Origin of the sequence: Mesorhizobium sp. M1A.F.Ca.ET.072.01.1.1 (assembly GCF_004023325.1) — a bacterium.
Taxonomy (GTDB): Bacteria; Pseudomonadota; Alphaproteobacteria; order Rhizobiales; family Rhizobiaceae; genus Mesorhizobium.
In genome coordinates this window covers 1-12,850 of the sequence record NZ_RZSF01000190.1, presented here as the reverse complement: position 1 = coordinate 12,850, position 12,850 = coordinate 1, and the positions used below count along the sequence as shown (strand labels likewise).

The window sequence follows — 12,850 nt, the reverse complement described above, 5'->3', positions numbered from 1 at the left end:
GTTGAGACCCTTTTCGCGAGAGTTCGCGGGCCTCTCTTCGTCCGAACTTCCGGACTGCCACTCGGTCAGTGTTTCACCATCTTGCATTGTCAATTCCCGGTGTTAGTATCTGTCTTGTACAGGATACATACGTCTCTTGTAAGAGACAATCGTATATCGATTGCTGACGCGTGTATTCATGGGGAACACACCACCAAAGGAGGTCGCCGTGAACGACACATCCGGAAGACGTGATTTTCTGAAATTGGGAATGGCCGGACTTGCCACCGCCGGCGCGCTCACCGCGGTCAGCGCCGAGAAGGCCGCCGCGCAAGCCGCGTCCGACAGCGTGCTGCGCACCGCGCTCGATCGCGGCAAGCTGATCGTCGGCACCGGCAGCACCAACGCGCCGTGGCATTTCGAGAACGATGCCGGCGAGCTGGTCGGCATGGACATCACCATGGGGCGCATCCTCGCCAAGGGCCTTTTCGATGACCCGACCAAGGTCGAATTCGTCATGCAGGATCCGGCGCAGCGCATTCCGAACGTGACCACCAACAAGGTCGACATCACCATCCAGTTCATGACCATGACGGCGCAGCGCTCGCAGCTGATCCACTTCTCGCGCCCCTACTATGTCGAAGGCGTCGCGCTGCTGACGCTGCCCGGCTCCGAGAACAAGACTTTCGACAAGCTGCTGGCGAACGGCTCGGCCACGCGCATCTCGATCCTGCAGAATGTCGATGCCGAAAACTCGGTGCACTTTGCCCTGCCGCAGGCGCAGGTGATGCAGATCGACACCCAGGCCAACGTGCTGCAGGCGCTGGAATCCAAGCGCGTCGACGCCGCCGCGGTCGACCTCTCCACCGTGCGCTGGCTCGCCTCGCGCAACCCGGACAAGTATTTCGACGCCGGCAAGAGCTGGTATTCGATGCTTTATGGCGCGGCCATCAGGCAGGGCGACCTCGACTGGCTGACCTACGTCAACCAGACCTTCACCATCGCCATGTTCGGGCACGAGACGGCGCTCTACGACGCTGCCTTCAAGGAATATTTCGGCCAGGAGCCGCCGCCGCGCCATCCGGGCTTCCCGGTCATCTGACGAGGCCCGTCTGACTTTAGCCGGCGGAGGGCCGCAACAAGCGCCCTTCCGCCTGTTCTCCTCGACACGGGTTCCTGCAGTGGCGAATTCTTTATCGTCACCACAGGCCATTGAGACGGACGCATGGGCTATACGCTCAATTTCAACCTGATCTGGCGCCATTTCGACAAGCTGTGGGGCGGACTGCTGCTCAGCCTCGAGCTTGCCGTGATCTCGATCGCCATCGGCATTGTCATCGGGCTGGTACTGGCCGTCTGGTATGTCTCGGCCGGGCGCGTCGTGCGCGGCATTATCGCGTCTTACGTCGAATTCATCCGCAACGTGCCGCTGATCCTCTTGGTCTATCTGGTCTTCTACGGTCTGCCGACCGTCATCGACCTGGCCTACAGCGCGCAGACGTCCTTCGTCGCCACGCTTGCCGTCTACAGCGGCGCCTATCTCGTCGAGGTGTTCCGATCCGGCCTGGAAGCCGTGCCGCGCGGCCAGATCGATGCCGGCAAGGCGATCGGCCTTACGCCATGGCAGCGGCTTGTCCATGTGCGGCTGCCGACGATGATGCGCATCACCCTGCCGGCGCTTTCCAACACCTTCATCTCGCTGTTCAAGGACACATCCGTCGCTTCCGTCATCTCGGTGCCCGAGCTGACCTACGGCGCGCAATGGATCAACTTCAACACCTTCCGCATCGTCGAGGTCTATCTGGTGGTGACGGCGATGTATCTGGTGACGGGTTACGCCCTGCTCTTCGCGCTCCGGCTGGTCGAGCGCTGGTATAGGACGGCGCGCTGATGCTTGGCCAGATCGCTTACGCCCTGCCGTTCCTCGCCGAAGGCTTCGCGCTGACACTTTGGGTGTCGCTGCTCGTCGTGGTGCTGTCGTTGATCGCCGGCGTTGTCTTCGGCGTTGGCCTCGTCTACGGGCCCGCACCCTTGCGCTGGGCGGTGCGGATCTTCAGCGACACCGTCCGCGGCATCCCGATCCTGGTGCTGATCTTCTTCGTCTATTACGGCCTGCCGGCCGTCGGCGTGCATCTTCAGTCCTTCTGGGCGGCGGTGCTGGCGTTGACCTTGTTCAAGACCGCGCAGGTCGTCGAATATCTGCGCGGTGCCGTCGCCTCGATCCCGAAAGGCCAATCGGAAGCGGCGATGGCGATTGGCCTGACCTTTCGCCAGCGCCTTACCTACGTGATTTTCCCGCAGGCCTTCCGCCGCTTCCTGCCGCCTTGGATCAACGGCGTCACCGACGCGGTCAAGGGCAGCGCGCTGGTCTCGCTGCTCGGCATCACCGATCTGATGCAGGCCATCAACCAGGTCATTGGCCGCACCTATGAGGCGATGCCGCTCTATATCCTCGGCGCCCTTCTCTATTTCGGCGTCAACTACGCGCTTTCGCTTGCCAGCCGACGGCTGGAGCAGCGCTTTGCCTTCATCCGGGAATAGCACGATGGCCACCACTTCCGATAACAGCCCTGCGCTTCTCGATATCGCCGAGGTCTCGAAATCCTTTGGCTCGGTCGAGGTACTGCGCTCGGTCAGCCTCAAGGTGGCGAAGGGCGAGGTGGTCGCCATCATCGGACCGTCCGGCAGCGGCAAGACCACGCTGCTGCGCTGCGTCAACTTCCTTGAAAGCTACGACAGCGGCTCGATCCGCATCGACGGCAAGGAGGTCGGTTTTCGCGACGGCGGCGCGCGCCAGCGCCGCAGCGAGCGCGACTTGGCCGCCATGCGCGCCGAGACCGGCATGGTGTTCCAGGGCTTCAACCTTTTCCCGCATCTGACGGCGGCCGGCAACATCATGCTCGGCCTCACCAAGGTACGCGGCAAGAGCAGCGCCGAGGCGCGCTCGATCGCGGAGCATTGGCTGGGTCGTGTCGGCCTCGCCCACAAGGCCGACAGCCTGCCGGCGGAGCTTTCCGGCGGCCAGCAGCAGCGCGTCGGCATCGCCCGCGCCGTCGCCATGGAGCCGAAGATTCTGCTGCTCGACGAGATCACCTCGGCACTCGATCCGGAGCTCGTCGGCGAGGTTCTGGCCGTGGTGAAGAGCCTCGCCGAGGACGGCATGACCATGGTGATGGTGACGCATGAGATGGCCTTCGCCCGCGACGCCTCAAGCCGCATCGTCTTCATGGCCGACGGCGGCGTCAGTGCCGTCGGGCCGCCGAAGGAGGTGCTTGCCGCGGAGACTACGAACGAGCGCCTGCGGACTTTTTTGGCGCGCTTCCGCGCCTCGCAATTCTGACATCGGATGGCAAATGCCATCCAAGGAGCATTCTTCCATGACGCCTTACACCCGGCTCGCCGAACTCGGCCTGAAGCTGCCCGAGCCGCCGACGCCCATCGCCAACTTCGTCACCCATGCCGAGAGCGGCCGGCTGATCTTCCTTTCGGGCCAGGGGCCGCTGCGCGCCGACGGCACGCTTTGCACCGGCAAGGTCGGCGAGGACGTGACCGTCGAACAGGCCTATGAGCATGCCCGGCTCACCGGCCTCAACCTGCTTGCCGTCATGCACGCGGCGGCGGGCGACCTCGGGCGCATCGTGCGCGTCGTCAAGCTGCTCGGCTTCGTCAATGCGACGCCGACCTTCAGCGATCACCCGAAGGTGGTCAATGGCTGCTCCGATCTCTTCGCCGACGTCTTCGACAAGATCGGCGGCCACGCGCGTTCGGCGATTGGCGTCGGCTCGCTGCCTGGAAACATCACCGTCGAAATCGAAGCGGTCGTCGAGATCGCCGCCTGACACTGGGATCTGCTACCATGAAAACCTATTCCGAGAACGGCTCCAACACCACGATCCGCGAGCGGCTGGGACTGCGTCCGATCATCAACGTCTCGGGCACGATGACGACGCTCGGCGCTTCCATCATCGTCCCGGAAGCGATCAGCGCCATGGCCCAGATCGCCTCGCAATGGGTGGAGATGGACGATTTGCAGCGCGCCGCGAGCGCAGTCGTCGCCCGTCTCACCGGCAGCGAGGCCGGCTTCATCACCGCCTGCTGCGCCTCAGGCATCACAATGGCGATCGCCGGCGCGATGACCGGCACCAACCTGCTGGCCATCGAACGGCTGCCCGACGACACCGAAGGGCTGAAATCGGAGGTCGTCATCCAGCTCGGCCATATCGTCAATTACGGCGCGCCGATCGATCAGTCGATCCGCGTGGCCGGCGCCAAGGTCATTCCGGCGGGCACCGTCAGCGTCACGCAGGATTACCACGTGCGCGAGGCGATCAACGAGCGCACGGCGGCCGCGCTTTACGTCGTCGCCCACCACACGGTGCAGTACGGCATGCTTTCGCTGGAGGAGTTCTGCGAGATCTGCCACGCCAAGAATGTGCCGGTGATCGTCGATGCCGCTTCGGAATACGATCTGCGGACATTTCTCGCGCAAGGCGCCGACATCGTCGTCTACAGCGGCCACAAATTCCTGAGTGGCCCGACCAGCGGCATCGTCACCGGCCGCAAGGATCTGGTGCGCGCCGCCTATCTGCAGAATCGCGGCGTCGCCCGGGCCATGAAGGTCGGCAAGGAAAGCATCGCCGGCACCATGGCGGCGCTCGACGCCTGGGAAAAGCGCGACCATACCGGCATCCGCCGGCGCGAAGAGGCAGCGCTCGATCTGTGGAAGGATGCGCTGCAAGGCATTCCGGGCATTGGCGCTGAGATCGTGCCCGACCCAACCGCCAACCCGCTCGACCGCCTGCAGGTCTTCGTCCGTCCGGAGAGCCGCTTCACCGCCGCGGGCCTAGCCTCGGCTTTGGCCGCCGGCTCGCCGCCCGTCATCGTGCGCAACCATGAGGTCGAGCGCGGACACTTCTTCCTCGACCCGTGCAACCTGCATCCCGGCGAGGCCGAGATCGTCGCCGAGCGGCTGCGCGCCGTGCTGACCGCGGAGGAGCGTCCCGCGGATGCCATGAAAGCGTCGCGCAAGGATTCATCCGGGGCGCTGCGCTGGCCGGACTAAGCCTCGCCACTGTCGGTCCGCAGCCGCGACAATCCTTGCGGCTGCCGGCGAATTCCGCTAAGGCGCGCCTTTGCCGCCGGGAGCGAAAACCTTGACCGATCAGCGTGCCGAAGTCGCCATCATCATGGGCAGCCAGTCCGACTGGGCGACGATGCGCCAGGCGGCGGAAACGCTGGACGCGCTGGGCATCCCGCACAAAAAACTGATCGTCTCGGCACACCGCACGCCGGACCGCCTCTATGAATTCGCCAAGGGCGCCAAGGCGGCCGGCTACAAGGTGATTATCGCCGGCGCCGGCGGCGCGGCGCACCTGCCCGGCATGACGGCGGCGATGACGCCGCTGCCTGTCTTCGGCGTGCCGGTGGAATCCAAGGCGTTGTCCGGCCAGGATTCGCTGCTCTCCATTGTGCAGATGCCGGCCGGCATTCCGGTTGGCACGTTAGCGATCGGCAAGGCCGGTGCCGCCAACGCCGCCCTTCTCGCCGCAGCCGTCCTGGCGCTGAGCGATGAAAAACTCGCCGCCCGCCTCGATGCCTGGCGCACCGCACAGACCGCCAAGGTCGCCACCGAACCGGCAGATACCCCGTGAGCCTGGCCCCGGGATCGACCATCGGCATCATCGGCGGCGGCCAGCTCGGCCGCATGCTGGCGATGGCCGCCGCCCGCCTCGGCTATCGCACCATCGTCCTGGAGCCACAGGCCGACAGCCCGGCGGCGCAGGTCGCCAATCGTCAGATCGTCGCCGCCTATGACGATCCGGCGGCCCTTGCCGAACTGGCCGGCGCCAGCACTGTCGTCACTTACGAATTCGAGAACGTCCCGGTTCAAGCGGCGCAGACACTCGCGGCGCGCGTTCCCGTCTGTCCGCCGGCCCGCGCGCTGGAAATCGCGCAGGATCGCGTGACCGAAAAAAGCTTCCTGAACGGCATCTGCGTTCCCACAGCCGAATTCTGCCCAGTGGACAATGACGAGCAGCTGACGGCCGCGCTGAAGAAATTCAGCGGCAGCGGCGTGCTGAAGACGCGCCGCATGGGCTATGACGGCAAAGGCCAGCGCGTCTTCCGCAACATGGAGACCGGCGGCTTTGCCGGCACCTGCGAGGCGATGGGCAATGTGCCGCTGATCCTCGAATCGCTGGTCGCTTTCGAGCGCGAGATTTCGGTGATTGCCGCGCGCGGGCAGGACGGCTCGGTTGCAGCCTACGATCCGGCCGAGAATATCCATCGCGAAGGCATATTGCGAACGTCGACATTGCCGGCCGCCATCGCACCGGACACCGCATCGGCGGCGAAGCAAGCGGCAGCAAAAATCCTTGCGGCGCTCGACTATGTCGGCGTCATCGGCGTCGAGTTCTTCGTGCTTGCCGACGGTTCGCTTTTGGCTAACGAGCTGGCGCCGCGTGTCCACAATTCCGGCCACTGGACGGAAGCCGCCTGCATCGTTTCGCAGTTCGAACAGCATATCCGCGCCATCGCCGGCCTGCCGCTGGGCTCGCCTGCACGGCATTCCGACTGTGTCATGGAAAACCTGATCGGCGATGACATGCTGAAGGTTCCGGTGCTGCTCGCCGAGCCCGGCGTGATGCTGCATCTCTACGGCAAGGCCGAGTCGCGGCCCGGCCGCAAGATGGGCCATTTCACGCGCATTGAGCGTCGGCGCTAACGCCGACTACTGCACGTCTTCGTCCTCGTCCGGGCTGGCGCAGCTCGGATCGCCTTCCTGGCAGTTGGGGCCGGAGGTGAGTTGCTTGGTGCGCTCGGTGGTCAGCTCCGTCAGGCATTGCGAAACCTCCATCGGGTGGATGGAACCGCCCTCGCTGTCGGCGGTCGAATAGGCGCATTCGGCGTCGCGGAAGGTGATCCAGGCGCGCTGTGCGGTCTGCAGCAACTTGTTGGCCTTCTCGTCGTTGCGGCCGACAATATCCTTGTAGGCGGCGTTGAGCTTGGCATCGGCCGCCTGATAATCGGCATTGGCGCAGATATTCATCATCGACTGGCTGTCGTCGCTGCGGTCGCAGTCCTCGGCCCATGCAGCCGGAACCGTCGCGATGAGGACAAGGCATGCGGGCAGAAAGAGACGGCGCATGATAAGACTCCGTTTCGCTGAGAGCATCTGCAGCCTAGAGGAATCGCTTGGCGTCGCAGAAATGCGGCTAAACAATAGACATAACCGGAGGGGACCTATGTCCCGCTCTGGCGTGGCCCGCAACATTCCAGCCGCCTCTGAGTCGCGCAATGCGGTGCGTTACCTATGGCGAATATTTGATCAGCGCACCATTTGCGGCATAAGAGCCGCCCGCTTGCGGTTGACACGGGCAAGGCTCCTCGTTTATGAGCCACGCAAGTTCAAGGCGCGCTTTTTTCGGGCGCGCCTTTAAAATTCGGCCCGGGACCGGGCCCCCGACCGAACAGGCAAGACCATGAAGATCAAAAATTCGCTCAAGGCGCTCAAGGCGCGTCACCGCGACAACCGGCTGGTTCGCCGCAAGGGACGCATCTACATCATCAACAAGACCGCTCCGCGCTACAAGGCGCGCCAGGGCTGAGACTTGCGCGCGGCGCTAAGCGCCGCGCCCGCTGATGTCGACTTCCGGTTCGCCGGCCCTCTCACGCTAAAATCATTTTGACGATCCGCCGTCCGGGACTAGATTCCGGACATGCGGATTCTTTTTGCATTCTTCATTGCCCTCGTCCTTTCCGGAACGACCTTGCCCGCTTCGGCGCAGGATGAGGCCACGCCGCCCGCCGCTTCGCCGCCGCCCGCCATCACGCCGCCGCCGGTCGCCTCGACCAGGCAGGGACGGCTCGACCAGCTCTTTGCCGATCTCAGACGCGAGCGCAACGAGAAGGCCGCCGAACGCATCGCCGGCCGCATCTGGAATGAGTGGAACCAGTCCGGCAGCGCCTCGATCGACCTGATGATGCGATGGGCGCAAAGGGCGGCGGAAGACCAGAAATTCGACGTCGCGCTCGATTTCCTCGATCAGGTGGTGACCTTGCAGCCCGATTATGCCGAAGGCTGGAACCGCCGCGCTACCGTGCATTTCCTGATGAAGAACTATGGAAAGTCGATGTCGGACATCGACCACACGCTGCGGCTCGAACCGCGCCATTTCGGCGCGCTGTCGGGTCTCGCGCAGATCATGGACGAGACCGGCCACAAGCAGTCGGCGCTGGAAGCCTGGCAGAAGGTGCTCACCATCTATCCGATGATGCGCAGCGCCCAGGGCCAGGTCTCGACGCTGTCGGAAGACCTGGCCGGCGAGGGCATTTGAGGGCAGCTCTTCGTCATCCTCGGGCTTGAGCCAACGACCCACGCCGTGACTTTCCGCGCCGCGACGGTGGTGCAGAACGCTGCAGCCTTCGCGCAAGGTGACGACGACCTTGACAAGCCCGGCCAAGCCGAGCGTTTGCGATACTCCACCGAAGCGGGCAATAATTGGGGCTGGCAGCAGGCCGCCAGCTCGCCAAACTCACCGTGCTCCTAAACTAAATCCACTCGCCCTCGTACTTTCCGCATGTACCTCATCTGCCTCGCGCTCCTCCTCGTTGCCTTCCTCATCGCCCTTGCCGGCATTACCCGCGCCGGCGTCTGGCTGATCGAGCGTCGCAATCCGCCGATCGGCGCATTCGCCGACATCGATGGTGCCCGCATCCATTATGTCCACGTCCCCGCCGCCGGCGCCGGTCTGCCGCCTGTCGTCTTCATCCATGGCGCCAGTGCCAATCTCAAGGACCAGATGCTGCCGCTGAGGCCTCTGCTCGAGGGCCGCGCCGAGCAGCTGTTCCTCGACCGACCGGGCTTCGGCTGGTCCGAGCGCGGCGACAACGAAACGCTGGCGGCGCAGGCCGACACTGTCGCCGCGCTGATGGATCGGCTCGGCATCGCAAGGGCCATCATCGTCGGCCATTCCTTCGGCGGCGCGGTCACTACCGCCTTCGCGTGCCAGCATCCGCAAAAGACGCTCGGCCTCGTCTTCCTGGCGCCCGTCAGCCATCCGTGGCCGGGCGGCGCGACCGCCTGGTATTACAAATTGACGGCTGTTCCGGTGGTCGGCTGGCTTTTTTCGGAGACCATTGCTTCCGCCGCTGGCATGCTGCGGATCGGCAATGCCACGGCCTGCGTGTTTTCACCGAACAATGTGCCGAAGGGCTATATCGGCAAGGCTTCCATTCCGCTTGTGCTGAGGCCGCCCGCCTTCCGCGCCAACGCCCGCGATGTGGCCCAACTTTACGACTATGTGCGCGCGGCCTCGCCTGGCTACCGTGAGATCAAGGCGCCGACGTTGGTCATCTCCGGCGATCACGACAAGGTGGTCTATGCCACGGTCCATTCCGTCGGCCTCGAACGCGACATTCCCGGCGCCGAGCTGGTCTGGGTCGCGAATCTCGGCCACAAGCCCGACTGGATCGCCCCCGACCTCGTCGTCGGCGCCATCGAAAGGGCGGCGGGCGCGCCGGTCGACTTGCAGTCGATGGCGAGTGTTGTGGAAAGCCGGATCGCCGGCGACGCGCAAGGCGCTGACAGGTACCCGGAACTGAAGGTGCCGGACGCCGAGCTGGCGCCGGGCTAAGCTCGGGACCGGAAGGGCATCGGGATTCAAATTAGGCCGAGCCGAGCAGAGCGGATTCCCAGAACCGGAGCGGAGCGACTTAACCACATGGGCCCCGGAAGCGCAGGGAGGCGCGCCTCATAGGCCGGACCCACCTGAATACGGGCATAGCTTAGTGCGTCTCTGATCCGACATAGGCGATGCGCAGCATGTTGGTCGAGCCGGGCGTCCTCAGCGGCACGCCCGCCGTGATGATGACGCGGTCGCCGGGCTTGCCGAAGCCTTCCTCGAGGGCAATGCGGCAGGCGCGGTCGACCATATCGTCGAGGTCGATAGCGTCCTCCGAGACCACGCAATGCGTACCCCACAGAAGCGAGAGCCGGCGCGCCGTGTTGACGATCGGCGACAGCGCCACGATCGGCACTTGCGGCCGTTCGCGCGCGGCGCGCAGACCAGTTGTTCCAGAGGCGGTGTAGGAAATGATCGCCGACAGTTTCAGCGTCTCCGCGATCTCGCGCGCAGCGAGAGAAATGGCGTCGGCCCCGGTCGCTTCCGGTTCCGAGCGCTGGGCGTTGATGATGCCGGCATAAGTCGGGTCGGCTTCGACCTTGGTGGCAATGCGGTTCATCATCGCGACCGCCTCGACCGGGTAGGCGCCGGCGGCGGATTCGGCCGAAAGCATGATCGCGTCCGCGCCTTCGAAGACGGCGATCGACACATCCGAGACCTCCGCGCGGGTCGGCACGGGTGCGGTGATCATCGATTCCAGCATCTGGGTCGCGATCACCACCGGCTTGCCGGCGCGGCGGGCGGCGCGCGTGATCTGCTTCTGGATGCCGGGCACGGCCTCGAGCGGCATCTCGACGCCGAGATCGCCGCGTGCGACCATCAGCGCGTCGGAGAGTTCGATGATCTCGGCCAGGCGCGCCACCGCCTGCGGCTTTTCGATCTTGGCCATGATCAGGGCCCGGCCGCGCGCGATCTTGCGCGCTTCGGCCAGATCCTCCGGCCGCTGCACGAAGGACAGCGCCACCCAGTCGACGCTTGCCGCCAGCACCGCGTCGAGATCGGCGCGGTCCTTCTCGGTCAGCGCGCCGACCGGCAGATCGGTGTCGGGCAGGCTGACGCCCTTCTTGTCGGAGATGCCGGTGCCGGCGACCACCGTGCAGGTGATCGACTTGCCGTCGCTCTTGACCGCCTTGAGCTCCAGCTTGCCGTCATCGATCAAAAGACGGTGACCGGCCTCGACCGAGTTCAGGATTTCCGGATGCGGCAGGTAGACGCGCTTCGACGTGCCGGGTTCCGGACTGTCGTCCAGCGTGAAGGTCTGGCCGACGGTCAGTGCTTCCCTGCCATTGGCGAACTTGCCGACCCTGAGCTTTGGCCCCTGAAGATCGGCGAGAATGCCGATCGGCCGCGCGACCGCCGCCTCGACGGCCCGGATGCGGCCGACAAGCGTGCGCATCAGCTCATGGTCGGTATGGCTCATATTGATGCGGAAGACGTCGGCGCCTGCCTCGAAGAGCTTTCGCAGCATCTCCTCGGAGGAGGAAGCCGGACCGATGGTGGCGAGGATCTTGACCTTGCGGTTACGTCTCATTGATTGTTCGTTCCCGGAGCGGGAGCCGCTGGCGCGCCGCCCGTTGCGGGCTCGTCAGTCAGCTGGACCATCCAGCTTGCCTGCTCGCCCGTGTCATATTCCTGAAATCCGGCGCGCTGAAAGCCCCGGGCGACGCAATCATTCACGCCGGCAATCTTGAACTCTTTTTCGGCGACGCACATGTTGATCGGGCCGTCCCAACGCCCGCCGCGCTCGGCGTCTTCTGCATAAAGATAGTAAAACCTTGATGACAGCGGCCCCTCGATCAGCGTCTTGCAGGTCGACCCCTCGATGTGCCACCAGCCCTCGGTGATCCAACCCGCCTTCGCCCGATAGCCGATGCCGACGCCGACCAGGTTCTGCGTTGCGTTGCAGACGCGGAAGTCGGCGCGCGCCGGCGAGGTCGCGGCGAGCGCGCACAGGCCCGCGCCAAAGATCAGGAGCGGCAGGCTCAGGCGCTTGCGCAGCCTGCCGGCGCAACCCAATCCAAAACCCTTGGCGAACCACATCTGCATCGTCGAAGCACCTTTTCAGCAAACTCCGGGCGCATGTCAACGCGCCGTTTTATTCAATTCCAATCGATTTAGAAGGGTCCGGTGGACGATTTGGCGTCCCATCCGGGATTCTTTGCAGAAACCGTGGCCAAACAACGGCATTGCGCCTCAGTCCTCTTCGTGGAATGACGATACCACCCCGCCCGGACGCAGCGAACAGACCGTTTTCAGCCGATGACCCGATCCACAGCTTTCGCGCCCTTCGACATCGTCGAGGGCGACCGCAAGAAGGGCATCGTGCTTCTGGCCGATCACGCCCGCCGCGACCTGCCGGAAGAGTATGGCAGCCTCGGCCTGCCGGCTGCCGAGTTCGAGCGCCACATCGCCTATGACATCGGCGTCGAGACGGTGACGCGCGAGTTGGCGGCGGCGCTCGATGCGCCGGCCGTGCTGGCCGGCTTCTCCCGCCTTCTGATCGACCCCAACCGGGGCGAGGACGACCCGACGCTGATCCGCCAGCTCTATGACGGTACCGTCGTGCCGGGAAACTATCCCATGGCCGCCGAGGAGCGGGAGAGACGGCTCGACCGCTTCTACCGCCCCTATCACGACGCCGTCGGGGCGATGATTTCTTCGGTGGCGCAGGCCTCCGGCAATGCGCCGTTCATCTTCTCGGTGCATTCCTTCACCCCTCGCATGCAAGGCTTCATCCGCCCCTGGCATGTCGGCATCTTGTGGGACCGCGACGACCGCGTTGCGCGGCCGCTGATCGACATGCTGGCCGAAGACAAGGCGCTGATCGTCGGCGACAACGAGCCGTACGACGGCGCGCTGCGCGGCGACACCATGTTCCGCCATGCCATTGTCAACGGCTATGCCCATGCCCTGCTCGAGATCCGTCAGGACCTGATCGCCGACCGCGCTGGCGCTGTTCAATGGGCGGAGCGATTGGCTCCGATCGTTGACGCCGTCGACCGCCGTGCCGATATACACGAGGTGAAGATGTTCGGCTCGCGCACCGGGCCGGCCTAAAAAACGGCCGAGAGGCCGGGGACCACGAAATGACCGAACTCAGCGAAGAACGGAAACGCGATTTCGAGGCCGCCGCCTTCCGCCGGCTGGTCGAGCATCTGCGCGCACGCGGTGACGTCCAGAACATCGAC

At 64.7% G+C, this 12,850-nt stretch carries 15 protein-coding genes and 1 pseudogene; 13 read left to right on the top strand and 3 right to left on the bottom strand.

Annotated elements, in window-relative coordinates; all coding sequences use genetic code 11:
* Positions 1-250: 250 nt before the first annotated feature.
* The 8 genes from EOA32_RS23290 (at position 251) to EOA32_RS23255 (ending at position 6,703) form a co-directional block, all read left to right on the top strand.
* Positions 251-1,081 carry a transporter substrate-binding domain-containing protein gene (locus EOA32_RS23290; protein WP_197504271.1) on the top strand — a complete coding sequence of 277 codons (831 nt, stop codon included), beginning with the start codon at positions 251-253 and terminating at the stop codon, positions 1,079-1,081.
* A 123-nt stretch (positions 1,082-1,204) separates the two neighbouring features.
* A complete protein-coding gene (locus EOA32_RS23285) occupies positions 1,205-1,870 on the top strand; it encodes an amino acid ABC transporter permease (protein ID WP_067319366.1) in 666 nt (221 codons plus the stop codon).
* Complete coding sequence (locus EOA32_RS23280; protein WP_095778133.1) at positions 1,870-2,520, top strand: amino acid ABC transporter permease; 651 nt, start codon at positions 1,870-1,872, stop codon at positions 2,518-2,520. Before EOA32_RS23285 ends, EOA32_RS23280 begins: the two co-directional genes overlap by 1 nt.
* A gap of 4 nt (positions 2,521-2,524) precedes the next feature.
* Entirely contained in the window at positions 2,525-3,319 is a 795-nt protein-coding gene (locus tag EOA32_RS23275; RefSeq protein WP_067319368.1) for an amino acid ABC transporter ATP-binding protein, read from the top strand.
* A gap of 37 nt (positions 3,320-3,356) precedes the next feature.
* Complete coding sequence (locus EOA32_RS23270; RefSeq protein ID WP_095778203.1) at positions 3,357-3,818, top strand: RidA family protein; 462 nt, start codon at positions 3,357-3,359, stop codon at positions 3,816-3,818.
* Between the two features lie 17 nt (positions 3,819-3,835).
* The gene (locus EOA32_RS23265) at positions 3,836-5,041 is read left to right on the top strand and encodes an aminotransferase class V-fold PLP-dependent enzyme (protein WP_128372984.1); all 1,206 of its coding nucleotides are present in this window, start codon (positions 3,836-3,838) and stop codon (positions 5,039-5,041) included.
* Positions 5,042-5,132: 91 nt separating this feature from the next.
* On the top strand, positions 5,133-5,630 hold the full coding sequence (gene purE / locus EOA32_RS23260; protein ID WP_067319690.1) for a 5-(carboxyamino)imidazole ribonucleotide mutase: 498 nt from the start codon (positions 5,133-5,135) through the stop codon (positions 5,628-5,630).
* On the top strand, positions 5,627-6,703 hold the full coding sequence (locus EOA32_RS23255; RefSeq protein WP_128372983.1) for a 5-(carboxyamino)imidazole ribonucleotide synthase: 1,077 nt from the start codon (positions 5,627-5,629) through the stop codon (positions 6,701-6,703). The genes purE and EOA32_RS23255 overlap by 4 nt, the downstream gene beginning before the upstream one ends.
* A gap of 6 nt (positions 6,704-6,709) precedes the next feature.
* Here EOA32_RS23255 and EOA32_RS23250 read toward each other — a convergent pair whose 3' ends face one another.
* A complete protein-coding gene (locus EOA32_RS23250) occupies positions 6,710-7,126 on the bottom strand; it encodes a lysozyme inhibitor LprI family protein (protein WP_067002206.1) in 417 nt (138 codons plus the stop codon).
* A 334-nt stretch (positions 7,127-7,460) separates the two neighbouring features.
* On the opposite strand from EOA32_RS23250, the gene ykgO reads away from it, so the two are divergent.
* The 3 genes from ykgO to EOA32_RS23235 all read left to right on the top strand — a co-directional run bounded on the left by ykgO (position 7,461) and on the right by EOA32_RS23235 (position 9,614).
* Positions 7,461-7,586 carry a type B 50S ribosomal protein L36 gene (gene ykgO / locus EOA32_RS23245; RefSeq protein WP_040974291.1) on the top strand — a complete coding sequence of 42 codons (126 nt, stop codon included), beginning with the start codon at positions 7,461-7,463 and terminating at the stop codon, positions 7,584-7,586.
* 111 nt (positions 7,587-7,697) lie between these two features.
* Entirely contained in the window at positions 7,698-8,315 is a 618-nt protein-coding gene (locus EOA32_RS23240; protein ID WP_128372982.1) for a hypothetical protein, read from the top strand.
* 243 nt (positions 8,316-8,558) lie between these two features.
* The gene (locus EOA32_RS23235) at positions 8,559-9,614 is read left to right on the top strand and encodes an alpha/beta hydrolase (RefSeq protein ID WP_128372981.1); all 1,056 of its coding nucleotides are present in this window, start codon (positions 8,559-8,561) and stop codon (positions 9,612-9,614) included.
* Positions 9,615-9,765: 151 nt separating this feature from the next.
* Here the strand turns inward: EOA32_RS23235 and pyk are convergent, their stop codons facing one another.
* Both pyk and EOA32_RS23225 read right to left on the bottom strand, forming a co-directional pair.
* Positions 9,766-11,193, bottom strand: coding sequence for a pyruvate kinase (pyk, locus tag EOA32_RS23230; RefSeq protein ID WP_095782538.1), 1,428 nt, complete (start codon positions 11,191-11,193; stop codon positions 9,766-9,768).
* Positions 11,190-11,708: a DUF1036 domain-containing protein gene (locus tag EOA32_RS23225; protein ID WP_170950279.1), complete on the bottom strand. Its 519-nt coding sequence runs from the start codon at positions 11,706-11,708 to the stop codon at positions 11,190-11,192. Before EOA32_RS23225 ends, pyk begins: the two co-directional genes overlap by 4 nt.
* Before the next feature lie 213 nt (positions 11,709-11,921).
* Between EOA32_RS23225 and EOA32_RS23220 the strand changes: the two genes are divergently transcribed.
* Positions 11,922-12,719: an N-formylglutamate amidohydrolase gene (locus tag EOA32_RS23220; protein ID WP_128372980.1), complete on the top strand. Its 798-nt coding sequence runs from the start codon at positions 11,922-11,924 to the stop codon at positions 12,717-12,719.
* 29 nt (positions 12,720-12,748) lie between these two features.
* Positions 12,749-12,850, top strand: a pseudogene (locus tag EOA32_RS40050) (DUF1244 domain-containing protein); the annotation flags it as partial.

Excerpts from the sequence above, each read along its gene's own strand:
- EOA32_RS23285 (WP_067319366.1), top strand. The coding sequence starts at position 1,205 with ATGGGCTATACGCTCAATTTCAACCTGATCTGGCGCCATTTCGACAAG.
- ykgO (WP_040974291.1), top strand. The coding sequence starts at position 7,461 with ATGAAGATCAAAAATTCGCTCAAGGCGCTCAAGGCGCGTCACCGCGAC.
- pyk (WP_095782538.1), bottom strand. The coding sequence starts at position 11,193 with ATGAGACGTAACCGCAAGGTCAAGATCCTCGCCACCATCGGTCCGGCT.
- EOA32_RS23220 (WP_128372980.1), top strand. The coding sequence starts at position 11,922 with ATGACCCGATCCACAGCTTTCGCGCCCTTCGACATCGTCGAGGGCGAC.
- EOA32_RS23265 (WP_128372984.1), top strand. The coding sequence starts at position 3,836 with ATGAAAACCTATTCCGAGAACGGCTCCAACACCACGATCCGCGAGCGG.
- EOA32_RS23225 (WP_170950279.1), bottom strand. The coding sequence starts at position 11,708 with ATGCAGATGTGGTTCGCCAAGGGTTTTGGATTGGGTTGCGCCGGCAGG.
- EOA32_RS23280 (WP_095778133.1), top strand. The coding sequence starts at position 1,870 with ATGCTTGGCCAGATCGCTTACGCCCTGCCGTTCCTCGCCGAAGGCTTC.
- EOA32_RS23270 (WP_095778203.1), top strand. The coding sequence starts at position 3,357 with ATGACGCCTTACACCCGGCTCGCCGAACTCGGCCTGAAGCTGCCCGAG.
- EOA32_RS23275 (WP_067319368.1), top strand. The coding sequence starts at position 2,525 with ATGGCCACCACTTCCGATAACAGCCCTGCGCTTCTCGATATCGCCGAG.
- EOA32_RS23290 (WP_197504271.1), top strand. The coding sequence starts at position 251 with ATGGCCGGACTTGCCACCGCCGGCGCGCTCACCGCGGTCAGCGCCGAG.
- EOA32_RS23235 (WP_128372981.1), top strand. The coding sequence starts at position 8,559 with ATGTACCTCATCTGCCTCGCGCTCCTCCTCGTTGCCTTCCTCATCGCC.
- EOA32_RS23240 (WP_128372982.1), top strand. The coding sequence starts at position 7,698 with ATGCGGATTCTTTTTGCATTCTTCATTGCCCTCGTCCTTTCCGGAACG.
- EOA32_RS23250 (WP_067002206.1), bottom strand. The coding sequence starts at position 7,126 with ATGCGCCGTCTCTTTCTGCCCGCATGCCTTGTCCTCATCGCGACGGTT.